A 23,368-nucleotide genomic window follows, 5' to 3' on the forward strand; every position below is an offset into this window, starting at 1 on the left:
TGCCTCAGCAGCCCAGGCCCTGCTTGTACCACTTCGGGACGTCACCGCCGGCGACCTTGTCAGCGATCTCCCAGAGCACCTCGGGGTAGTCGCCCTTGGTGTTCATGTCGTGCAGCACCTTCCACTGGTGGCTGCTGCGCAGCGCGGCAGCGGCCCGCTTGACCGCCGCCTTGTCGCCGGCCTTGTCGGCGCGGACCCACTCGGCGATCCAGTCGCAGGCGACCCGGCCGGCCACCGCCGCGCCGAACTGGTACTGGTCGTTGGCGCCGGCGTTGTCCAGCACCGCCACGTCGAAGCCCGGCGGGGCCGGCATGTCCGCGAGGATCTTGGCGGCCTCGGTGCGGACGTCACCCGGCGTGACGATCTCCGGCGGCAGCGCCTTGAGGAACGACTCGGCGTCCTTGCGGACCACCTTGGTGAGGACCTCGTCGAAGGTGGCCCGCGTCCAGTCGCCCTGCGCGCGCAGCTCGACGAACGTACCGTCCTGGGGCTTGAGCATGGCCGCGATGTCGTTCGAGGTGTAGGTGAAGATGCTGGCCGGCCGGCCCGCCACCGTGGTGGCCTCCGGCTTGCTGACGTGCAGCCGGTCCTCGTAGTAGCCCTGGTACTGCTCGTCCGGGTACCAGTTCATCTCGAGGTTGCGGGCGTCGTTGCGGAAGTTGATGGTGCCGTGTTCCTCGGCGAACCCGTAGACGTGGTCCGGTTTCCAGCCGGGCTCGTCGATCAGCAGGCGCGGATGGCCCTGCGCGGCCTTCAGATCAAGTGACCACCCGCTGATCGCGCCGGCGTCGATGACGGCGCCGGCGCTGGCGCCGGCGCTCGCGCTGGCCCGGGGCGGGCTGACCGGCCCGGCGTCGACGGTGTCGGGCTGCGCACGCCAGAGCGACGACACGGCGATCACACCGGCCACGGCCGCGGCGGCGGCCAGGGCGGGGGCGAGCCGGCGGACCAGGGTACGGCGCCAAGGCCGCACCGGAGAGTCGGACTTCGGGGTGGACATGATCTCCTCCAGGAGATGCTGATCCGCCCCGTCGAGGCGCCCGATGACCTCCGGTCGATAGGGGTCGGCGTCTCGGACCAGGCGGTCGAGGTGCTCGTCGGACATCAGCCCTCCTTCGGGACGGGTGCGGCCAGGACGTCGAGTACATGTCCGGGTGCGTCCCGGTCGTCACCGACGAGTTCCCGCAGCCGGGCCCGCGCCCGGGACAGGCGGGTCCGCACCGCGGCCGGGCTCACCCCGACCACCTTCGCCACCTCGGCGGGCTGCAGACCCTCCCAGACGTTGAGCAGCAGGATCTCGCGGTCCGTCGCGCTCAGCCGGCGCAGCGCGGCCCGCACGGCGAGCCGTTGCGGCACCTCGCTGCCCGGGTCGGGCGAGGACACCGCGGTCAGCCGCTGCCGCAGCCGTTCACCCAGCCGTTCGCGGCGTGTCCCGCCGCGGTGGTGGTTGGACAGCACCCGGCGGGCCACCCCGTAGAGCCACAGCCGTATCTCGTCGTCGGGCGGCAGGTCGGCGCTGCGCCGCCACGCCACCAGGAAGGTCTCCGCGACCACGTCGGCGGCGTCTTCCGGCTGTTCGACGCGGCGGGACGCGTACGCGAGCAGCGCTTCGAAGTTGCCGGCGTAGGCGCGCCGGAACCGGTCCTCAGAGCTCACGTCTTCCTCATGTCCGGCATCGGCCCCATCGTGACACGACGATGCCCGGCCGGATCACGGACCCGCGCCTCGTGCCGGCGTGCCCATTCCGCCGTGCGCGCCCGTCAGGTGTGGCGGGCGGCTCGGCGGCGGGAGGCCTGGCGCTGGATCTTGGCCTCGATGCCGCAGCCGTCCATCGTGCACCAGCGGCGGCTGCGGTTCTTGCTGGTGTCGAGGAACAGGCCGATGCAGCCGGCCTGGGCGGCGCACACCTTGACCCGGTTCAGCGGGCCGTCGGTGAGCAGCCGGATCGCCGAGACGGCCGCCGGCCACCACGCGCGGGCGGGGTCGTCGCCGGTGAACTGCCAGTCGTATCCGGGTTCGGTGGGGACGAGTCGCGCGGCGGCCATCGCCTCGGCGTAGTGGGACTGCACGGTGGCCAGCGCCGCGGTGGGGGCGGTCTGCTTGCGGCCGACGGCGGCGAAGACCTCGAAGATCGCCTCGCGCAGCACGACGGCGGTGCGCAGATCGGCGTCGGTCCCGCGGCGCTGGAGACGGGCGGCGGTGGCGGGGTCGATCAGCCCGGCGTACGCGGACCAGTCGCTCAGGTCGGCGTAGGAGCGCAGCGACTCCTCGGGGCGGGCCGTGGCGCGCCCGTCCAGGGTGTTGGCGAAGTCCAGGCAGGCGATGCCGCCGAAGAGCTCAAGAAACACTGATTCCACCCAAGCGTGTTTGACCTGCATCATCCGCGGAATGTTTCTAGTCAACACACTTTAGCCTGCATCAGAGGAAGGGGCGTCATGCTGCTGCTCAGTGTGCTGGCGTTGGGCATCGCCGACTCCATGATCGCTCCGTACCTGGTGCTCTTCGGCGCGCAGGAGGCCCACCTGTCCCCGCTGCAGGTCGGGATCTTCATCTCGCTGACGTCGCTGAGCGGGCTGGCGGTGAGCACCTGGCTAGGCCGGCGCTACGACCGGAGCGCGAGCCGATGGCCGGCCCTCGTCACGGTCGGCGCGGCCGCCGCCGGATACGCGGCGCTGACCACGACCACCTCGTACCCCGTCCTGCTGCTCGTGGCGACCGGGCTGCTCAGCGCCGGAACGGCGGCGTTCCCCCAGCTCTTCGCACTGGCCCGGACCCACCACGACCGCGCCGGCGAGCAGGCGTCGCTGCGGCGTACGCCCGCGTTGCGCTCGGCCTGGTCGCTCGCGTGGGCGATCGGACCGATGATCGGCGCCGCCCTGCTGGCCGCCGGCGGGTACCACCGGCTGCTGCTGGCGACCGCCCTGGCGTTCCTGCTGGTCGCCGGGCCGCTGCTGCTGCTCGGCCGGACACCGCGACCGCACCGGGACAGGCCCGCGCACGTCGGCAGGGGCCGGCTCTCCCGGGCGATGCTGCTCGCGGCGGGCAGCTTCACCTGCTTCCACACCGCGATGCTGTCCGGGTCGGTGGTCCTGCCGCTCTACGTCACCGGCGCCCTGCACCGGCCGGGCCGCGAGATGGGTCTGCTCTTCACCGTGTGCGCGCTGGTGGAGATCCCGGTCGCGCTGGCCACGATGCTGCTTCCGGCCCGCGTACGGACAATGGTCATCCTGGCCGGCATGGCCCTGCTCGCCGTCTTCTTCGTGCTGGTGGCGGCCGCCACCGCGATGCCGTTCCTGATCGGGACACAGGTGGTACGCGGCATCGCCGTGGCGGTGGTGGGCACGCTCGGCATCAGCCATGTGCAGGACCTCGCGCCGCACTCGCCGGGGCGTGCGACCACCCTGTTCGCCAACACCCTGACCGTCGGCTCGCTGGTGTCCGGACTGCTCGCCGGGGCGATGACCCAGACGCTGGGCTTCCGCCCGGCGCTGCTGGTCTGCGCGGTGCTCGCCGTCCTCGGTGGCGTTCTGCTGATGGCCGCCCGGCACACCAAGCTTGCTGCCAGGTCTCGGGAACCCGGTTCACAGCCGGATGTCGTATCGTCGGGCGGTGCCCGATTCCGTAGCGAGCCGCAGCGGCTCGGCTGTCAACCGTGCTCCCGGTGGTCCGACCCGCAAGAGCCCCGGTGGACCGCCGCTCAAGACGAAAGCTGAGAAGCGGGCGGAGGCCAAGGCCGCCAAAGCGCGCGCCCGGGCGCGCCAGAAACGCCGCCAGATGCTGACCGTCGCCGGCGCGGCAGCGGTCGTGCTGGCCCTCGTGGTCGGGTTGATCGTGTGGATCGGCACCACGTCGAGTTCGAACCCCACCACCGGCGCCGGCGCGACCCCCAGCGCGAACCCGGCCGCGTCGAGCGCCGCGTTCCCGCCGCTTCCCGAGGGCGCCGACCCGGCCCTGGGCAAGAAGCCGGCCGTGTCGGCGGGCACCGGCACCATCACCGCGCTCAAGACGACGACCCTCATCGAGGGCGCCGGCGCCGAGGTCCAGTCGGGTCAGACGATCGACGTGAACTACGTCGGTGTCACCTACGCCGACGGCAAGGAGTTCGACTCGTCGTGGAGCCGCTCCGAGACGTTCAACTTCGCGCTCGGGACCGGCGGCGTGATCAAGGGCTGGGACCAGGGGCTGCTCGGCGCCAAGGTCGGCAGCCGGGTCCAGCTCGACATCCCCGCGGACCTGGCGTACGGCGAGAGTCCCGCCGGCGGGCAACCGGCCGGCGCGCTGCGATTCGTCGTCGACGTGCTGGCGGCCTCCTGACCGGTCCCGGGACGGACGTGCCCGCCCGAGCCGGTGGACGCTAGTCGGCGATGTGGGCGGTGTTGTCGAGCCAGCGCTGGACCAGGGCGGTGTCGCCGTCGACGGCGACACCGGTGAGAGGGAGTCGCCGGGTCAGGATCAGCAGCAGCGACGGAGCCGGGCCGCTCACCGTGACATCGGCCTGCCGGACTCCGGGCTGCCAGGCTGCCCCGTCCGGCCGCTGCTCGACGAACCAGCCGTTGTCGCCGTCCGCGGTGTCGGTGGCCCGCCACTGCAGGGTCTGCCCGGTGCCGCGGATCGCGTGGGCGGACTCGGAGCGCCGCATCTCCCAGGTGGGCGAGGTGAGCATCGCGAGGTGGTTGGTGATCAGCGCGGCGGCGATGTCGGCGTCGATGTCGACCGCCCGGCCGGCCGTGTTGGCGGCGTCGAAGCCGTGGATCACCGTCTCGTTGAGGACGCTGGTCAGCCAGAACCGGGTGCCGGTGCGGCTGTCGCCCGCGGCGTTGAACACCGGCGCGTCGAGCGCGTCGTCGGAGCACGCGCGCACGACCCGATCCGCGGACTCCGCCAGCCACGCCGGCCAGTCGCGCGGGTCGGCGGGGAGTGCGGCCATCTCGGTGGGCAGTTTCATCGGGTCGGTGATCCGCCGGTCGATGATCTCGGCGACCCAGCGCTGGGTCTGGCCGACGTGCGCGACGAGTTCGGCGACGGTCCAGTCCGGGGCCGTCGGCACGACGGTGTCAGGCCCGGCCGCCGTGGCGGACTCGGCCAGGCGCCGGGTGTGTTCGATGATCGTCTGCCGGGCACGTTCCGGGTTCAGCTCAGTCATGGGGCTCGACCTTTCCAGGAATTGTCGGTGCCGGTATGACCCGGCGCCCCGGCCGAACTCATCGCCGGTCGGCCGTTTGTTCACGAACCCGGTTTGAACAAAGCACTGACCAGCGAGAACATCGTGGTTTGTCGCGAGCTGCGGTCCGCCCCTTCCGCCTCGCCGGCGGGTCGCCGAGCCTTCTCTCAAGCGGCTGCGTCTGATGACCGGCCCGACACGGGGGAGGGTCGGTTCGTGCCCGGCGTACGCATGTTCGGTGTTCGTTGGTCCGCCGCTCGGCTGCGGTGGCTGTCGCGCGAAGCGGCAGCCACCGCGGGGATCACCTGGGAGAGATCTCGCCGCGACGGTGATCAGGGCGAGGCCGAACGACCCGGCACCCCTCCCGGGCGAGGACAGGGGTCAGCCCCAGCCCATCTCTCTGCGCTTCGGCGCCATGATCGCTCCCTCCCTTCCGGTCGATCCGTCGAGTGTGGAGCGCGCTCTCCCGGCGAGGTCGGGGTTCGGACGATTTCGGACGGCGCGCATCGGCGAGGTGCCCGGTGATCCGGAAGTCGAACCAGTGCGGCTGGTTCGCGACGCCGCCCGACCCGGCGCGGGCCGGCAACCTCGCGGACGTCGTCGAGCGTCTGCGCCGGTTGAAGGTCTGGGCCGGCAGCCCCTCCTACGAGACGATCAAGGACCGGGTCAACACGGCGTGGGCCGCGGCGGGCCGGCCGGCCGACGAGCTGGTGTGCAAGTCCACCGTCGCATACTGCTTCCGGCCCGGGCGGCAGCGTCTCGACACCGACCTGGTCGTCGCGGTGGTCGAGGCACTGCATCCGGACACCGGCTACGTGTCCCAGTGGCGTCAGGTCCTGCGCGTGATCGGTGGGGAGATCGAGGCGGTGTCCCAGGTACGGGTGCAGGGCGACCTGCCGCAGGATCCTCCCGCGTTCGCCGGCCGCGACCGTGAACTGGACCGGATCCGCGACGCCGCCCGGACCGGCGGCACGGTGGTGATCGAGGGCATGGCCGGTGTCGGCAAGACCCAGCTCGCCGTCCACGCCGGGCACGTGCTTCACCAGCGGCAGCCGTTCGAGCAGGTGCTGTTCGTCAACCTGCGCGGCTTCGACACCGATCCGGCGCAACCGCCGGCCGATCCGGCGGCCGTGCTCGACGGGTTTCTGCGCCTGCTCGGGATGCCCGGCCAGCGGATCCCGCACGGACTGGCCGCGCGGGCTGCCGCCTACCGCGCCCGCCTCGCCGGCAGCCGGGCCCTGGTGGTGCTGGACAACGCCGCCACCATCGAGCAGATCCGTCCGCTGCTTCCGGCGGCGCCGGGCTGTCTGGTCCTGGTCACCAGCCGGCGCACCCTGGGCGAGCTGCGCCCCGCGGTCCACCTGGCCATGGACGCGTTCGCCCCGGACGAGGCCCTGGCGTTCCTGCTCGAGGCCGTCCCCGAGGTGGCGGCCGGCACGGATCCGGGCGCCGCGGCGCGGATCGCGCGGCGCTGCGGACACCTACCGCTGGCGTTGAGCCTGATCACCGGGCATGTTCGCGGCACGCCCGGCTGGACGTTGACCGACCACGCCGACCGGCTCGACGAACGCCACCGCGACCGGCGCCTGGACACCGGCGTCGAACTCGCCCTGCACCAGTCCTACCAGCACCTGCCGGCCGCCCAGCGGCGGCTGCTGCGCCTGCTCGCGCTGCATCCCGGGCACGACTTCGACGCGTACGCCGCAGCCGCCCTGGCCGACACCGACGTGGCCACCGCCCAGACGCTCGTGAGCAGCCTGCGCGGCGACTACCTGCTGGAACAGACCGCCCCCGGCCGGTACACGTTCCACGATCTCGTGCGTGCCTACGCCACCACCCGGGCCGGCGACGAGGAACGCCCGTCCGATCGCCGGGCCGCGCTGACCCGGCTGTTCGACTACTACCTCGCGACCGCCGCTGCCGCCGTGCGGATCCTCTACCCCGCCCTGGCCGGTTGGCGGCCCGCCATCGCCGCGCCGGTCACCCGGGTCCCGCCGATGACCGACCGGCGCGCCGCACTCGCCTGGCTGAACGCCGAACGGGCCACCCTGGTCGCCGTCGCCGGCCGGAGCGCCACGGCGTCCGAATTCGTCCGAACTCCACCGTCGCCGCCGGACAGCGCCCCACGCTTGCCTGCAGAGAAGTGACATCCAGTACGGGGGGAACGACCATGATCCATCGATTTCCATTACGCGCCAGTGCGGTGCTCGCGGTCGCCGCGCTGGCCGCCGGCGGCATCGCCGGGCCGGCTCAGGGGGGTACGGCCGCGCCGGGCGGGCGAGTCTTCACGACCGTCGTCGATCGCGCCACCGGACAACCCGTCGAGGGCGCGTGCGTCATTCTGAAGGTCCCGGGCACCGGCGGCCTGCCGGACAGCTGCGGAGCTGACTACAGCGACCAGCAGGGACGGATCATCACGGACGAGGTTCCGGCCGGCACGTATCAGATGTTCGTCGTCGCGCCGGACGGATACGGCCACCAGTGGGCCGGCCCGACCGGGGGCACCGGCGACCAGCGCGAAGCGGCAAAGATCCGGGTACGGCCGGGCCAGGTGAGCCAGGCCTCCACCGTGCAGCTGGACTCGCCCGGAGCGATCAGCGGCGTGGTGCGTGATCCGGACGGCGCGCCGGCGCCCAACGCGATAGTCGCGATCACCGCGTGGCACTCCGGTGTCGGCCCGGGGCTCGGCGCAGTGCGGGCCGACGAGGAGGGCCGGTACCTGATCGGGCAGCTCGGGCCGTACTCGTGGCCGCTGATGTTCGTCGAGTACTCCTTCCCCCGGCAGTGGTCGGGCGGCGTGGGCAACCGGTTCCGGGCCGAGACGATCGGTGTCCGGGCGGGCGAGGAGACCACGTACGACATGGATCTGGTCGCCGGGAGCGTGCTGCGTGGCGCGGTGACCGTGCAGGACGGCTCGGTGGCCGACTCCTGGCGTCTCACCGCGGTGAACGTGACCACCGGCGACGACATGGGCGTGGCGGACTCCACCGATGCCGGTGACACGGCGTACGAGATGCCGATGGCCGGCCCGCAGCAGGTCACGATCGAGTGGGATGTACGGATCGGCGAGGAGGACCGGTCCGGTGTGGAGGACACCGTCGTGCGGGTGCCCGCCTCCGGCATCCGGACGTTCAACGTGACGATGTGACATCTGGTGCACCGGGGGCCGGCTGGCGGGCCGGCCCCCGGTTCCGTGTGATCTACGGCGGTCGGGGCGGGCCCACCGCTGACGGTCACGTCGCCCAGCGATGTGGCCGGCGTCGGCCGCGGGCGGCTCGAACGCGGCGCCGCGACGGCCACCTGATCATCGTCAGCCGCCGGTCTGTTCCTGGGCCGCGCGGGACTCGCGGACGGCCACCACCGCCTTGACGTAGCGCACGGCGTCGTCGGCCAGCTGCCGGCTCACCTCCACGTTGCCGCGGACCACGTCGGCCGGCTCGGTCAGGTGCAGCTCGTGGCTGCCGACGAACCCGGGGGTCTCGCTGAGCACCCGGTGGGTGAGCACCACGTCGATGACCAGGGTCCAGCTGTCGCCGCTGGTGTGCAGCCGGCCGGTCACGGCGATGTCGGCGCGGTGCTCACCGGCCAGCCGCCGTAGCGCTGCCTCGCGCCTCGCCGGTTCCACCCCGCCGGGTCCGCGGACGGCGACGGTGCCGTCCCGCGCCGACCACGACTCCAGCTCGTGAACCACGGTCCGCTGCAGCGCCGGGGCGTCCTGGAACGGCACGACCAGGATGTTGTGGCGACCCGTCATCGGCGCCGGCGCCCGCGAGGTGGCGGCGGCCCCGGCCAGGCTCGCCAGCAGCGCCACCACGACCAGGACGACAGCGGCCGGCCGGCGCCACGACGCCACCGGCCGCGGCGGCTCGAGCGACGGCGCACCGGCCGGGGGCGGCGGCTCGGGGCGGTGCGCGCGTTCCCGTACGTCTGCTTGCTCCCAGGCCCGGCGCCACTGCGGCAGCAACCGGTCGATCTCAGCCTGCCGCCCGGCGTGCCGGAGGCACGCCGTCACGTAACCGCGGGCGGTCTCCCAGCTCGGCAGCCGCCGCCCGGCGGCCGCCTCGGACAGCGAGGTGTAGCTGCAGTGGGCGAGCGTGCCGAGCACCCGGTACGCCGGCTGACCGCACTCACGCCGCAGGTCCCGCAGCCGCCCGGCGAACTCACGACGGTGCGCGGGCTGAGCAGCGTCCATCGCACCTTCGCGGCGTCCGCGTCGCCCGGTGCTCGGTGTCTCGCCCACCCGGCTGCCCCCAGTGCCCGTCCGGTCGGATCGACATCAGACTATCTAAGCTGCTTCGGCGGGAATGTCGTGCGGACGTCAGTTGCGTTGCGTGCTCGGACATTGTGCGAGGTCACCCCGTGCACAATTCGCTGACCTGCGTGAACACCATCCTTTGTGCATGATCTCCGGTCGCCTGTTCCGAGGCGCCGGGCGAGGCCGGAACCTCCTTCGCAGACGGCCGCGACGAGCCGGTCGGCAAGGGGGAGGGGGCGCGTCATGCTGCGCGCGTTGTTGTCTGCCGCACTCGTGGGGGCGTTGGCGGTGGTGGTGCCGGCCGGTTCGGCGGTGAGCGCCCCCGCCTGCGCCGAGGTGACGGCCGGGGAGTCCCGGGCGCGGGCCCTGGCCACCCAGTGCAAGCGGGACGTGGTGGTCGCCGAGTCGAGAACCGAACTGACCCAGGTGGTCGCGCGGGCGGACGGCCGGCTGTCGTTCGAGTCCGCGGTGGTGCCACAGCGGGCACGTACCGGTAACGGCTGGGCCGACATCGACCTGCGGCTCGCCCGCGGCTCGGACGGGCGGCTGCGGCCGGCCGCGTCGGTCGCCGACGTCAGCTTCAGCGGCGGCGACGGGCCGCTCATCACGGTCGCCCGCAGCGGGCACGCGATGACGCTGTCCTGGCCCGGGAAGCTGCCCGAGCCGAAGATCTCCGGCGACTCGGCGACGTATCCGGCCGTGCTGCCCGGCGTGGACCTGGTGGTGCGGGCCACGCACACCGGGTTCACCCACACACTCGTGGTCGGCACCGCCGAGGCGGCGGCCAACCCGGCGGTACGCACGACCCGGCTGACCGTGGGCGGGGACGTGGCGCTGAACCAGGACGCCGACGGCACCCTGCGAGCCACCGCCGGCGGCGCGCCGGTCGCCGAGGCCGCGCCCGCGCTGATGTGGGACTCGAAGACCGCCTCGACACCCGGCGCGGCCGCCCGCTCGACGGCACTGGCAGCGGGCGACGTCGCGAAGGTGGCGCCGGTGCGCGCCGAGGTGAGCGGGAAGACCCTGGTGCTGAAGGCCGACCCGAAGGTTCTCGACGCCAAGGACCGGGTGTTCCCCATCTACATCGACCCCGACTGGTCGGTGTTCAAGAACAAGTGGGCCTACGCCACCAACAACGGATCGAGCAACGACCTGTCGGCGGCGCGGGTCGGGCGCAACCCGGACAGCGGCGCGCTGTACCGCTCGTACTTTGCGTTCCCCACCACGGCCAACGGTGTCCACCTGGGCGGCAAGTACATCCACGCGGCCCGGGTGGAGATGAAGCTGGACCACTCGTGGGCCTGCGCGATGACCCCGTCGTCGCTCTACCACACGTCGGCGATCAACTCGGTGCCGAAGGCGAGCTGGTCCGGGATGGCGCTGTGGACGTACCTGGGTGAGGCGTGGGGCAGCGCCAACGAGGCGGGCGGCTGCAACCCGCCGCGGCCGGACATGTACATGAACTTCCAGAGCGCCAACCTCAACGCCATCATCCAGACGGCCGCGAACGACCGGTGGGGCGAGGTAAACGTCGCGCTCACCGCCCGCGACAGCGGCCACGGCGGCGAGTCCACGCAGAACCGGTGGAAGCGGTTCTTCCCGAACGACGCCAAGCTGGTCGTCGACTACGACTCGGTGCCCACCCCGCCGACCGGGCTGCAGGTCGCCGGGGTGGCCTGCCCGGAGACCGGGGTGCTGTCGGTCGGCACCTACACCCCGACGCTGTCGGCGGTGCTGCCCGACGCCGACTCGCAGACGCTGCTGGGCTACTTCGAATACGTCGAGGTGCCGGCGTCGGGCAACCCGGACGACGCCACCACCAAGCTCAAGCCCGGCCCGGACCCGTCGGCGACCGCGAACACCCGGGCCACCTCCCAGCCGATCACCCTCGTGCAGGGCAAGACGTACGCCTTCCACGTGACGTCCAAGGACCCGGCGCCGTACAACCGGTGGAGCGGCTGGGGCCCGTGGTGCAAGTTCGCGGTGGACACGACGGTGCCCGGCGGGCCGGAGATCAGCTCGACCACCCCGACCGGTGCGGGCCGTCCCGTCACGTTCGTCTTCCACACCACCGAGTCCGACGTGGTCAAGTTCCGCTACGGCTGGTCCAGCCCGCCGGCCACCGAGATCGCCGCCACCACCGGCGTCAACAAGGACGCGAGCGTCACGCTGACCGCGCCCCGGTTCGGCAAGAACACCCTCTGGGTACGCAGCATCGACGCCACCGGCAACCTGGGCAACCTCAACTCGCACACGATCACCGTCGGCCGCCCGTCCCCACCGGTGGCGAGCTGGGGCCTGGAGACCTACCCCGGCATCACCCAGGCGCAGGCCCTGACCGACCGCCGCCCCGGCCAGGCCGGTGACACGCCGCTGGCCTCCACCGGGAACTCCCCGGTGGAGTGGACGGACGACACGCACCTGGTCGGCGGCAAGGTCGCCTACTTCAACCGCAACTCGAACCTGTCCACGACCACCCCGATCGTCAACACCGCGGGCAGCTTCAGCGTGGCGGCCTGGGCCCGGCTGATGGACAACAACCCGGCCACCCCCGCACCCGACCTGCCCGAGGGCAACCGGACGGTGGCCGGGCAGTCCGGCGCCCACCGCAGCTCGTTCTTCTTCGGCTACCGCATGGTCGAGGGCCAGCCGCGGTGGGGCCTCTACCTGCCCGGCGGCGACCTCGACCCGGGCGGCACCACGATCGCCTCGCCCGAGCTGGTGACCACCGCGGACATCGGCCGGTGGGTGCACCTGGCGGCGGTTTACGACGCCGCGACCAAACAGATGAGCCTGTACGTGGACGGCGCGCTCGCGAGTTCCCGGACGGTGATGGCGGTGCCGTTCAACGCCGGCGGGGCCTTCACGGTGGGCGGCGCGCTGTGGTCGGGTGAGGGCGGCAGCCCGGCGATGGCCGACCACTGGCTCGGGCAGATCGCCGACGTGCAGGTCTTCGACCGGGTGCTGCTGGCCGAGGACTTCACCGGCCGGCCCGCCTCCGACCCGGAGTCGGGCGGCTTCAACGAGCCCGGCATCCTGACCCCGGTCCAGGTCGGCGCCTGGAACTTCAACGCGGCCGTGCCCTGCTACGACACCTCGGTGCCGGACACCTGTGAGGCGCCCGACTCGGCCACCTCGTTCAACCGGTGGCAGGCACTCACCCGCGGCGTGGACGTCGGCGCCGGCCGCACCACCGGCGAGGCCGGGATCTGGCTGGACAACCGCTACTTCCCCGAGCAGCAGGCCGAGGAGGAGACCACCCAGGAGTACGGGCGCAGCGCGACCAAGTCGTCCGGGGGCTGGCAGGACGCGCCGGTGATGCGTACCGATCAGGCCTTCACCATCTCCGCCTGGGTGATGCCCACCGACCTGACCGCGGACCGCACTGTCGCAGCCGCGCAGAGCGCGGCCGCGATCACCTACGACGCGGCAGCCGCCCGGTGGCGCTTCCGGCTCGGCGCCACCAGCGTCGACTCGGCCGAGGCGCCCGGCGCCAACGGCTGGACCCACCTGGCGGCGGCCTACGACCCCGGGCGCAAGCAGATCCGTCTGTACGTCAACGGCGCGCTCAGCGGTGCGAAGGCGTTCACCGCGGCCGCCCCGACCGGGTCCGGCCCCCTGCTGGTCGGGCGTGGACCGGCGGGCGGCCAGTGGACCGGCGGCATCGACGAGGTCGCGGTCTTCCAGGGCGCGCTGACCGACACCGCGGTGGCCACGCAGTACCACGCCCAGATCGGCCCGGAGCCCGGCGAGAACGCGCTGCTGCGCGGCACCCGGCTCGACGCCGGCGACGAGATCAGGTCCGACGCCGGCAACTTCACCCTGCGCATGCAGAGCGACGGCAACCTGGTGGTCGCCCAGGGCGGCACGGCGGTCTGGGACACCCGGACGTGGGGAAACCCGGGCGCCTTCTGCCACGTGCAGACCGACGGCAACTTCGTGGTCTACCGCAGTGACGGCACCCCGTTGTGGGACACCCGCACGTGGGGCACGGGCGCCGACCGTCTCGTCCTGAAAGACGACGGTGACCTGCTGCTGCAGGACGCCGCCGGCCGTGTTCTGTGGCGCCGAGCGTAAGGGGAGAGCTGATGTTTCGTCGTTTCGCGGCGCCACTGGCCGCCGTCTTGCTGTTCACCCTGCCCACCGGCGTTCCTGCCGCAGCGAGGGCGGAGCCGGCCGCCGAGAAGGTCGACAAGGACGGCGCGCCGGTCGCCGCCGGGAAGGCGTGGGCGCAGAACCGGGTCCGGTACGCGCCCGCACCCAAACCGGAGTGGCCGGTGAAGACGGCCGCCGTGTCCGCGGCGAGAGGCGTCACCGTGCGGCTGCTGGATCGGACGTCGCTGCCGGAACAGTGGCGGGACCGGCTGGTCATGTCGCTCAGCGGCACCAGCCCGCTGTCAGTGAACTACTCCGGCTTCCGGTACGCCGCGGGCGGTGAGTGGGCGTCGCGCCTGCGACTGTGGCAGGTGCCCGAATGCGCCCTCACCACGCCCGACGTCCCGTCATGCCGGTCGGTGCGGTTGCGCAGCACCAACGACGTCGCGAAGGGCGTCATTTCGACCGACGCCCCGGTCTCGGCCAGGGACTCGTATGTCGTGCTGGCGGCGGCGGAGTCCGGCGGCGACGGGGACTTCAGCGCGACCTCGCTGCAGGCATCCGGCACCTGGACCGCCGGTGGCAGTTCCGGCGACTTCACCTGGAGCTATCCGATGCGTACGCCGCCGGCGACCGGGCCGCAGCCGGATATCTCGTTGTCCTACTCGGCCCAGTCGGTCGACGGCCGTTCGGAGGTGACCAACAACCAGCCGTCGATGATCGGCGAGGGATTCGAGTACTCGCCCGGATACCTGGAGCGCCGCTACATTCCCTGCTCGGACGACATGGGCCCCGGCGGCAACACGAAGAAGGTCAGCGATCTGTGCTGGAAGTCCGACAACCTCACGCTGAGCATGAACGGCCGCGGCGGCGAGCTGATCCACGAGGCGGGCAAGGGCTGGCATCTTCGTGGTGAGGACGGCTCGCGGGTGGAACGGTTCACCGGCGCCGCCAACGGCGACAACGACGGCGAGTACTGGAGGCTGACCACCACCGACGGCACGCAGTACTTCTTCGGCCTGAACGCCCTGCCCGGGCACAGCGATCGAACGAACAGCACGCTGACCGCGCCGGTGTACGGCAACCACGCCAACGAGCCCTGCTTCAAGAGCGGCAACTTCGCCGGCTCGTACTGCGGCCAGGCCTGGCGGTGGCAGCTCGACTACGTCGTCGACGTGCGCGGCAACACCATGTCGTACTGGTACGGCAAGGAGACCAACAAGTACGCCCGCAACGAGGTGGACGCGGACGACACCGGGTACGACCGGGTGGGTCATCTGACCCGTATCGACTACGGGACCTTCGATCGCACCGCCGAGGCGCACGGTGTGACCGAACGATCGATCGCCCCGCGCGCCCAGGTGGTGTTCGAGAACGCGATGCGGTGCGTCGCCAACTGCGGCACCGAGGCCGCGCCGGTCCGGGAGAACTGGAAGGACACACCCTGGGACCAGGCATGCAACGCCGCCGCTACCGCCTGTCCGCAGAAGTACGCTCCGACGTTCTGGAGCACGAAGCGCCTGGCGAGCGTCACCACGCGCGTCTGGGACACCACCAAAGAGACGCCCGCCTGGCAGGACGTGGAGAAGTGGACGCTCACCCACACCTTCGCGGCCAGCGCGGACAGCACCCACACCGGCCTGTGGCTGGACCGGATCGACCACGCCGGACTCGTCGGCGGGACGGCCGCGATGCCGCCGGTGACCTTCGGCGCGGTGTCGAAGGCGAACCGGGTGCTGACGGCGAACGGCACGACCACCAACTGGTTGCGGATCTCTGACATCGTCACCGAGACCGGCGCACGTACGCACGTCGACTACAGCGCGCCGGAGTGCACCGCGACCAGCCCGCCGACGCCGCACACCAACACCAAGCGCTGCTACCCGGTGCTGGTGCCTGATCCACTCGACCCGAACGACAAGCGGCTCATCACCGAGTGGTGGCACAAGTACCGGGTCGAGCACGTCGCCCAGGACGACGTGCAGCTCGCCGGCGGCAAGCAGGCGCGGTCGATGCACACCTGGTACGAGTACGTCGGCGCGCCCGCCTGGCGCTACGCCGATGACGACGGGGTGACCCGGCCGGAACGCCGGACGTGGTCGCAGTGGCGGGGCTACGCGACCGTCAAGACTCGGGTCGGCGACAGCCTGGCCGGGCCGACCACGCTGACGGTGACGAACTTCCTGCGTGGCCTGCACGGCGACAGGGCGGCGCCGGCCGGCGGCACCCGCAGCGTGACCGTACCGGCCTCACTGGGCGAGGAGACCGTGCACGACGAAGATCAGTTCGCGGGTAGGACGCGAGAGGAGACCACCTACAACGGCGTCGAGACCAAGCCGGTGTCCAGGACGGTGAGCGTGCCGTGGAGATCCGCGCCGACCGCGTCGCGCACCGTCAACGGCGTCACCGCGGAATCGAGGTTCACCGGTGTCCGGGCCGAATACACCGCCACCGCCCTCGGCAAGGACGGGGCCCGCGGTTGGCGCGTCACCCGGCAGGTGAACGAACTGGACCCGGAGTACGGGACCACCACCTGGACGCAGGACGACGGCGACGTCGCGGTTTCCGGGGACGAGAAGTGCACCGCGAACGCCTACAACCGGAACGCCACGAAGAACCTCACCCAGACCGTCCGGCAGACGACCGTGACCGCCCTGCCGTGCGGCCAGGTCCCGGACGGCGCGGACGACGTCATCTCCGACGAGCGATATTCGTACGACGGTGCCGACGGACCAGCCGTTGCGCCGGTGTACGGCTCGGTGACTCGAACCGAGACGTTGAAGGACTGGGCGGCCGGCAGTGGCACGGTCTGGCAGGTTGCCGAGCAGCGCACCTACCAGCCGGACGGCCGCGTGGTCACCTCGACTGACATGAAGGGCAACGTGACCACCACCGCGTACACGCCGCGGGTGGGCGGCCCGGCGACGACCGAGACCGTCACCGGGCCGATGCCCGGCTGGTCGACCCGTCGTGAACTCAATCCCTACTGGGGTTCGGCGACCCGCACCGTCGACCCGAACGGCCGCACCACCGCCGAGGTCGCGTACGACCCGCTGGGCCGGACCGCGAAGGTGTGGCGGCTCGGGTGGCCGCGCGCCGGCCACGAGGACCAGCCGTCCGATCAGTACGAGTACCACTTCGCGCCGGGACGGGACGGCTATCCGTACATCGAGACCAGGAAGCTGAACAGCGCCGGCAACACCATCACGTCGTTCCAGATCCTGGACGGTCTGCTCCGTGAGCGGCAGAACCAGTCGCCCTCGGCGGCCGGGGACGGCAACCGGGTAGTCACCGACCTGATCCACGACCAGTACGGCCGGGTGACCGGCACGTACGGCGCGCACGTGGAACCCGGTGCGGCATCCGGCACGCTGTGGAACGAGCCCGAGTGGTCCGTGCCCACGGTCTCGCGCACTGTGCACGACCTGGCCTCCCGGGTCTCCGCCGAGGTGCTCCTCACCGGCGACGGCGTGGAGAACCTGGTCGAGGAGTGGCGCACCACGATCACCCAGGAGGGCGATCTCAGCACCAGGACTCCTCAGGCCGGCGGTGTGGCGACCACGACTGTGGTGGACGCCGAGGGCCGAACGGTCGCGCTGCGCCAGCACACCACCGCGGCCGGGGTCGACGGCGACTACCAGGAGACCCGCTACGAGTACGACCGCCGCGGCAACCGTACGAAGGTCGTTGACGCGGCGGGTAACGAATGGCTGTCGCAGTTCGACGTGCGTGGCCGCGAGACCCGGGCGACCGACCCGGACCGGGGGATCACCAGCAAGACCTACAACGACGCGGGCGAGGTGGTCACGACCACGGACGCGCGCGGCGAGGTGCTCTGGTACGGCTACGACCGGATAGGGCGCAAGACCGAGCTGCGCGACGACTCGGCCACCGGCCAGGTACGCGCACGCTGGAAGTACGACACCCTCTACAGCGGCCAGACGGGCTTCCGTGGACAGCTCACCGAGACGATCCGGTACGAACCCGCCGGCAGCGCGCACGCGTACAAGTGGCAGGTGCGCCAGTTCGACGGCCGGTACCAGCCGACCGGGGCGAACTACGTCGTCCCGCCCACCGAGGACAAACTGAGCGGCACCTACGTCTACGGCTTCGGCTACGCCGCTCCGACCGGCGCGCAGCTGACGATGAGCATGCCGGCCGGGCCCGCGGGCAGCGGTCTGGTCACCGAACAGCTGTCCACCGGCTACCACGCCGGCACGGGTATGCCGGTGCGGCTCGACACCAGCCTGACCGGGTCGGCCGGCACCATGGCGACGGCCGAGTACACGGCGTTCGGCGAGCTCGGCGGCACGGTCCGCAGCGTGGCCGGCTCGGCCGCCGTGGAGGACGCGACCTACCGTGACGAGGCGACGCGCCGGATCACCCGGATCACCGTGACGGGCGTCGCCGACCGCACCTACACCTACGACCCGTCCGGCAACATCACCGAGATCACCGACACCGGCGACAAGCAGTGCTTCCGGTACGACCGGCTGGCGCGGCTCACCACGGCGTGGACCCCGCGGCAAACTGCGGCCTGCAACGCCGAGCCCACGACTGCGGATCTTGGCGGCCCCGCGCCGTACTGGCAGGACTGGACCTATGACACGACCGGCAGCCGCCTCACCGAGGTGTCGCACTCCGCGGCGGGGGACATCAGGCGGTCCTACCAGAAAGCCGACCCAGGTCCGGCGCACGCCCTGGCCACGGTGACCACGACGGCTCCCGGCCGGGCGGCCACGACCCAGAGGTACGCGTACGACGCCGCCGGCAACACGGTGTGCCGCCCGGCGTCGGCCGCCACGAACGACTGCGGCACCGGCACCGCCAGCCAGGTTCTCTCGTGGGACGCCGAGGGACGAGTGGCGACAGTCGCGGCCGCCGGGCGTACCGAACAGAGCAGCGTCCACGACGCCGAGGGCACCCGTCTGATCCGGCGGGACTCCACCGGCGCCACGCTCTACCTACCCGGTCAGGAGATCCGGCAGGAGGGCACGACGGTCACCGGCACGCGGTACTACTCGCTGGCCGGCACCGCGATCGCGGCTCGGGCGGGAGGCTCGATGCCCGCGAATCTGACCTGGCTGTACGCGGATCACCAGGGAACACAGCAGACAGCGATCAACGCGGCCACGAGAGCCGTGACGACGCGGCGGCAGACCCCGTTCGGCTCACCGCGCGGCACCGAGTCCGCGTGGCCCACCGAGAAGGGCTTCGTGGGCGGTGACAACGACCCGGCCGGCGCCGTCCACCTGGGCGCCCGTGAGTACGAGCCGGTGGACGGTCGGTTCCTCTCGGTCGACCCGGTCTTCGACCCGGAGAATCCACAGCAGTTCAACGGCTACTCGTACGGCGGCAACAATCCGGTGACGAACGCCGACCCGGACGGCCGCTGCTACGGCCGCGAGGAGGGCGACCTCTGCCCGGGCAACACCCGTGGCCCGTGGGCGGCGAAGGACGATGCCGCGCGGGAGCGACACTTCCGGCCCAAGACTGCCTCGAAGCGAGGCTCCGGTGTTCGGCCGCCCAGTTGCAAGGGTTCGTGGTGCCGTCCCTGGGATGACGCCCAGGAACAGGAGATGCGCCGCGTCCTGCTTCGCGACCTCTACTCGATGCTCGACGCCCAGCGGGCCTCGGACCGGTGCGCGAACGATTTTGCCGGATACCTGTGCAGGATCGAGGAGAACAGTCAGAACGGTCCGGCGCAGAAGGCCTGGTGTGTCTACGCCGGTCCGGAAGCCTGCCTGCTCGCGGACCTGACCGGCGAGATCGCCAGGCACGAGGCGGAGAAGCTGCGCAATCTGGGCGTGTCCAAGGGCCAGGCCAACGCCGTGCTGCATGGCATGTGGATGGCGTTGCTGACGGCCGGCGGTGTCTCGGTGGAGGACGCGATGCTGCTCGGTGCCGCTCATGAGGTGGACGTGACGGTCAACACCAAGGCTCGCGGCGACGACTGGGAGGGTGACCAATCCAAGATCGACCTGCACAACAACAAGGTCGGCGCGCAGCTGGGTGCGAGCATGCGTGCGGACCGGCGCAACGTCCAGGTCCTGGTGATGGAGGCGGTCCGTGAACAGATCCTGACGTCCGATGGCTGTGGTGAGCCGGGATGCTTCTACATCTACGGCGAATATCCACGGTGATGATCCGGTAGGCCGGCACGTCTGAGCCGTGCCCGCCGGCGTCGACGTGCACGGTGGAGTCCTAGCATCGGACCCGGCCGCTCCCGCAATTCGGTGGGGCGGCCGGGTCCGACGCCGGTTGCAGGGTGAACACCTGGTTCAGCGGGCCGTCTCCGGGGATCGGCGGGTCGGCGGGCACGAAGATCAGCGGGCTGTTCATCGCGAAGCACTCCGTGTTCTCCTGGCCGGCCGTGGTGCGCAGGATGAGATGGGCCTCGCCTCGCGCGTCGACCGCGACGCTCCGGGTGGCTCGGTACTGCAACGGGCCGCACACATACAGGTGCAGGTCGGCCGGACGGCCCGGCGGGAAGCCACCGATGTAGACGTCGATGCTCGTGCCCCAGTCGGCGGCCCCCGGGTCGATCCACATGCGTGGCTTGGCCGCCCGGCGGACCTCGAAGGATGCGGTGGCGTTCCGGCCGCCGGCGGTGGCCCGGAGGTGGTAGCGGCCGGTGCGGGCGCCCGACAGGAACGGGAACGTGACACCCTCGAACTCGCCGCCGGAACGCCTCGTAGTGGTCCCGTCCGGAGCGGTGAGCACGACCGAAATCCTGCCCACGTCGCCGAAACCCGCCGGGCAGACGGTCGGAATGCTCGGGATCTCCACGACGGGAGAGACTTGGATCGTCGGTTTGCCCGGCGGTTCCTCCCAGAAGCAGTCCGGCCCGCCGCCCAGGAAGAAGTCGAGCTGTTCGGCCACGCCGTCCGGTGGCGGGCCGTTGTGTTCCATGAGTTCTTCCAGGGAGGCCAGCTGTGGTGCGGGCGGTGATGAGCGCGCCCCGGGGTCCGGCGGGGAGGCAGGCTCGCGCGTCGGGGTGCCGCCGGGCGCGGGCCGCCGGGGGTCCGGCGGGGAGGGAGTGGCGGCGGCGCGCGGGCCGTGCCTCGACGATGAGGTGACTGGCGCGATCGAGTGAGCCGGCGGATCGGATGTCGAGGTTGTCGGCGAGGTCGGGGGCGAAGCACCAGGCGTGGACTGCGGGCTCAATGGTGACGCCGACGGCACGGCCTGCGGGCCCGGCTCCGCGGCGCCCGGCGTCTCCGGGTTCGGGGAAAGCCGGATCACCACCCCGGCCGCCACGGTGACGCAGGCGACCGCCAGCGCGGCGATGCGGCGCCGGGTCGTGATCATCGGAGCCAGAAGCCCGCGTACGCCTCCGGCCGGGCGACACCGTCCGGCCGGTCGGCGAAGTACAGCTCGTTGACCAACGTGTAGTGGGTCGGCTTGGTGAACGTACTGGTCTGCAGGGTCAGGTATGCCGTGCCGGTGGCGTCGACGGTGACGCTGTGGGTGGTGCGGTAGATCGGGTGGTCCGCGGTCTCCTTCTCGAACGCGTACAGGTGAAGGTCGGTGTGGCCGGGCGGGAAACCGCCGAGGTAGACGTGCACGGCCGAGCCGGGGAAAGCGATGCCCGGGAAGATCTGGACGGTGGGCACACGTGCCGGTCCGGCCACGAATTCCGTGGTCGCCTTCTCGGGGTCCTTGCCCTGCTGGACGCTGATCCGGTAGCGGCCGGGTGGGCTGCCCGGCGCCAGCGGCACGGGGATGGCGTCCCGGCCGTCGCCGGTCCACGGCCGGATGGCGGTCAGGACCGAACCGCTGGGCGTGGTCAGTGTTACCCGCACCGTGTCGTCGAGGGTGGACAGCAGGCAGATGTACGGGACGCCGGGGATCGTGCGGTTACTGGACACCTCCACATCGAGGGGCGGTTGGAGGGCCACGGCTTGGCACTCGGTGCCGCCTCCGGAGAAGAAGGCGAGCTGCTCGGCGACGCCGTCCGGCACCTCGTCGTCGCGCTCCAGCAGGTCGTCGAGCGAGGCGGTCTGCGGCCGGCCACCTGGTGCTTGCCCGGTGGGTAATTGTTCTTCCGGCACCCTGCCGTCCGGCGTCGGGCGGTTCGGCGGCGGCGCGCCCGGCGGTGGGATGGTCGGCTGCGAGGCGCCCGGCAGGACCACCGTCGGGGTGGTGGCGCCGGCGTGCCGCTGAGAGGCGGGCGAGGTGCCGGCCGTCGTGGCGAACGACGGCGACCAGCCGGGCGGCACCGACCCGGACGGCGGCACCGGCACGACCCGGGCCGGAGCCGACGGCGGCGGGCCGGCCACAGCGGGCGCGACAGCCTTGCCCGGGGCGCCGCTGTCCAGGAGCCGCACAGCGATGTCCGCGCCCAAGGCCAGCACGACGATGGTCGGCACCACGACGTAGCGCCTGGGGATCAAGGTTTGCCCCCGGCCCGGCGGATTCTGGCCTCGACGTCCTCGGACTCGGCCGTCGCGTCCATCGCGCGGTACACGTCGCGCAGGTTGTGCAGGAAGATCAGTTCGCGTTCGCGGAGGGAGGGCCGGTCCACCTGGATGCGGCTCAGCATGCCCAGCGCCTCCTCGTACGCGATCGCCGCCTCCGCGTTGCGGCCCGCCACCCAGGCGGCCAGGGCCTGGCCGGCCCGCGCCTCCGCCGCCAGGCGGGTCGACTGGCGTTCGGCCTCGCCGTGCAGCTCGGCCGCGCCGTTGGCCTGCAGGACGCGGGTGAACTGGGCGTCGGCCTCGGTCCAGAGGTTGCCGGCTTTGATCACGCTCAGGCTCTGGTAGGTGAGGCCGAGCCCGAGCCGCGCCTTCATCTCCAGCAGTGGGCCCTCGTGCCGGTCCAGCGCCCGCTGATACAGCGTGGAGGCCTGCCGCAGCTCCGCCGGGTCGTCGCGGTGGCTGACCCGCAGCACCTCGGCGAGGCCGACCGTGGCCCGCGCGTACTCCGGCCGCTCTTGCAGGGCCCGCCGGTAGGTCTGCGCGGCCTCCGCATACCGGGTGGTGCGGCCGAGCGCGTTGCCCAGCATCAGCAGCACCACCTCGGCCCGGATCGTGTCGGTGATCGTGGACAGCCCCCGGTCAGCGGTGCGGAAGTCGCGTTCCGCCCCGGGATAGTCGTCCAGCGCGTACCGGCCCAGGCCGCGCACGAACGCGACCACCGCCTGCACGTAGCGGACCGCGTCGCCGACGAGCTGGCGGTTGACCTCGATGTTGCCGCGGATGACGCCGGCCGGCTCGGTCAGGCTGATCTCGTGGTGGCCGACGAACTCGGGGGTCTCGGCGAAGACCCGGTCGGTCACCAGCACGTCGATGGTCATCGTCCAGCTCTCGCCCGCGGTGGCCAGCCGTCCGGTCAGCACCACGTCGGCGCCGTGCTCGGCGGCGGCGCGCTCCAGGGGGACCCGGTCGACGTCGGCCGGGCCCCGTACCGTGATGATCGGTTCGTCCTGAGCCCACCGGCCGAGCTCGCGGGCCAGCGTGGTCTCCAGCGCGGGAAGCCCGGCGAACGGCATCACCAGGATGTTGAACAGGCCGGTCATCGGCGCCGGTGTGGGCGGCCGGGCCGCGGCCGCGGCCAGCGTGGTGAGCATGGCCAGCACGACGAGCACGGCGGCCGGGCGCCACAGCAGCCGCCGGGGGCGGCGCGCCACCGGCGGGGGATCGGCTGCGGGCGGCGGCTCGGCACGGTTGGCTTTCTCGCGTACGCAGGCGTCCTCCCACGCACGGCGCCACTGGGGGAGAGCCGTGTCGATCTCGGCTTCCCGGCCGGCGTGGCGCAGGCAGGCGGTCACGTACCCCCGGGTGGTCTCCCAGGTGGGGAAGCGGGGGGGGGCGCCCCCCCCCCGCGCGGGGGGGGGCCGGGGAGGGGGCACGAGG

General features: G+C 72.1%; 14 protein-coding genes. 6 read left to right on the forward strand and 8 right to left on the reverse strand.

The features are described 5' to 3' along the window. Positions 1 to 4: 4 nt before the first annotated feature. The 3 genes from AB0F81_RS16040 to AB0F81_RS16050 all read right to left on the reverse strand — a co-directional run bounded on the left by AB0F81_RS16040 (position 5) and on the right by AB0F81_RS16050 (position 2,348). A complete protein-coding gene (locus AB0F81_RS16040; RefSeq protein WP_360197281.1) occupies positions 5 to 1,105 on the reverse strand; it encodes a hypothetical protein in 1,101 nt (366 codons plus the stop codon). Continuing rightward, positions 1,105 to 1,656, reverse strand: coding sequence for a sigma-70 family RNA polymerase sigma factor (locus AB0F81_RS16045; protein WP_360197283.1), 552 nt, complete (start codon positions 1,654 to 1,656; stop codon positions 1,105 to 1,107). The genes AB0F81_RS16040 and AB0F81_RS16045 overlap by 1 nt, the downstream gene beginning before the upstream one ends. A 104-nt stretch (positions 1,657 to 1,760) precedes the next feature. After that, positions 1,761 to 2,348, reverse strand: coding sequence for an ABATE domain-containing protein (locus tag AB0F81_RS16050; RefSeq protein ID WP_360197285.1), 588 nt, complete (start codon positions 2,346 to 2,348; stop codon positions 1,761 to 1,763). Positions 2,349 to 2,435: 87 nt separating this feature from the next. Between AB0F81_RS16050 and AB0F81_RS16055 the strand changes: the two genes are divergently transcribed. Together AB0F81_RS16055 and AB0F81_RS16060 are read left to right on the forward strand one after the other, a co-directional pair. Continuing rightward, positions 2,436 to 3,713: a sugar efflux transporter gene (locus tag AB0F81_RS16055; protein ID WP_360197287.1), complete on the forward strand. Its 1,278-nt coding sequence runs from the start codon at positions 2,436 to 2,438 to the stop codon at positions 3,711 to 3,713. A 61-nt stretch (positions 3,714 to 3,774) separates the two neighbouring features. Next, positions 3,775 to 4,314, forward strand: a complete 540-nt coding sequence (locus AB0F81_RS16060; RefSeq protein ID WP_360197290.1) for an FKBP-type peptidyl-prolyl cis-trans isomerase — start codon at positions 3,775 to 3,777, stop codon at positions 4,312 to 4,314. Between the two features lie 40 nt (positions 4,315 to 4,354). Here AB0F81_RS16060 and AB0F81_RS16065 read toward each other — a convergent pair whose 3' ends face one another. Next, positions 4,355 to 5,143, reverse strand: a complete 789-nt coding sequence (locus AB0F81_RS16065) for a maleylpyruvate isomerase family mycothiol-dependent enzyme (protein WP_360197292.1) — start codon at positions 5,141 to 5,143, stop codon at positions 4,355 to 4,357. 539 nt (positions 5,144 to 5,682) lie between these two features. Between AB0F81_RS16065 and AB0F81_RS16070 the strand changes: the two genes are divergently transcribed. Beyond that, positions 5,683 to 7,308 (forward strand): NB-ARC domain-containing protein, encoded by a 1,626-nt coding sequence (locus tag AB0F81_RS16070; RefSeq protein ID WP_360197294.1) that lies wholly within the window; start codon positions 5,683 to 5,685, stop codon positions 7,306 to 7,308. A 23-nt stretch (positions 7,309 to 7,331) separates the two neighbouring features. Then, positions 7,332 to 8,309 (forward strand): carboxypeptidase-like regulatory domain-containing protein, encoded by a 978-nt coding sequence (locus AB0F81_RS16075; RefSeq protein WP_360197297.1) that lies wholly within the window; start codon positions 7,332 to 7,334, stop codon positions 8,307 to 8,309. 162 nt (positions 8,310 to 8,471) lie between these two features. Here the strand turns inward: AB0F81_RS16075 and AB0F81_RS16080 are convergent, their stop codons facing one another. Beyond that, positions 8,472 to 9,353 (reverse strand): hypothetical protein, encoded by an 882-nt coding sequence (locus AB0F81_RS16080; protein ID WP_360197299.1) that lies wholly within the window; start codon positions 9,351 to 9,353, stop codon positions 8,472 to 8,474. A 306-nt stretch (positions 9,354 to 9,659) separates the two neighbouring features. Here AB0F81_RS16080 and AB0F81_RS16085 point away from each other — a divergent pair, with 306 nt between their 5' ends. Both AB0F81_RS16085 and AB0F81_RS16090 read left to right on the forward strand, forming a co-directional pair. Next, a complete protein-coding gene (locus AB0F81_RS16085; RefSeq protein ID WP_360197302.1) occupies positions 9,660 to 13,493 on the forward strand; it encodes a LamG-like jellyroll fold domain-containing protein in 3,834 nt (1,277 codons plus the stop codon). 11 nt (positions 13,494 to 13,504) lie between these two features. After that, positions 13,505 to 19,654, forward strand: a complete 6,150-nt coding sequence (locus tag AB0F81_RS16090; RefSeq protein WP_360197304.1) for an RHS repeat-associated core domain-containing protein — start codon at positions 13,505 to 13,507, stop codon at positions 19,652 to 19,654. Positions 19,655 to 19,715: 61 nt separating this feature from the next. On the opposite strand, the gene AB0F81_RS16095 is transcribed toward AB0F81_RS16090, so the two are convergent. The 3 genes from AB0F81_RS16095 to AB0F81_RS16105 form a co-directional block, all read right to left on the reverse strand. Then, positions 19,716 to 20,423 (reverse strand): hypothetical protein, encoded by a 708-nt coding sequence (locus AB0F81_RS16095; RefSeq protein WP_360197306.1) that lies wholly within the window; start codon positions 20,421 to 20,423, stop codon positions 19,716 to 19,718. A 395-nt stretch (positions 20,424 to 20,818) separates the two neighbouring features. Next, the gene (locus AB0F81_RS16100) at positions 20,819 to 21,907 is read right to left on the reverse strand and encodes a hypothetical protein (protein WP_360197308.1); all 1,089 of its coding nucleotides are present in this window, start codon (positions 21,905 to 21,907) and stop codon (positions 20,819 to 20,821) included. After that, positions 21,904 to 23,283, reverse strand: a complete 1,380-nt coding sequence (locus AB0F81_RS16105) for a tetratricopeptide repeat protein (RefSeq protein ID WP_360197310.1) — start codon at positions 23,281 to 23,283, stop codon at positions 21,904 to 21,906. The genes AB0F81_RS16100 and AB0F81_RS16105 overlap by 4 nt, the downstream gene beginning before the upstream one ends. Positions 23,284 to 23,368: the final 85 nt, after the last annotated feature.

Source organism: Actinoplanes sp. NPDC024001, assembly GCF_040638955.1.
Taxonomy (GTDB): domain Bacteria; phylum Actinomycetota; class Actinomycetes; order Mycobacteriales; family Micromonosporaceae; genus Actinoplanes.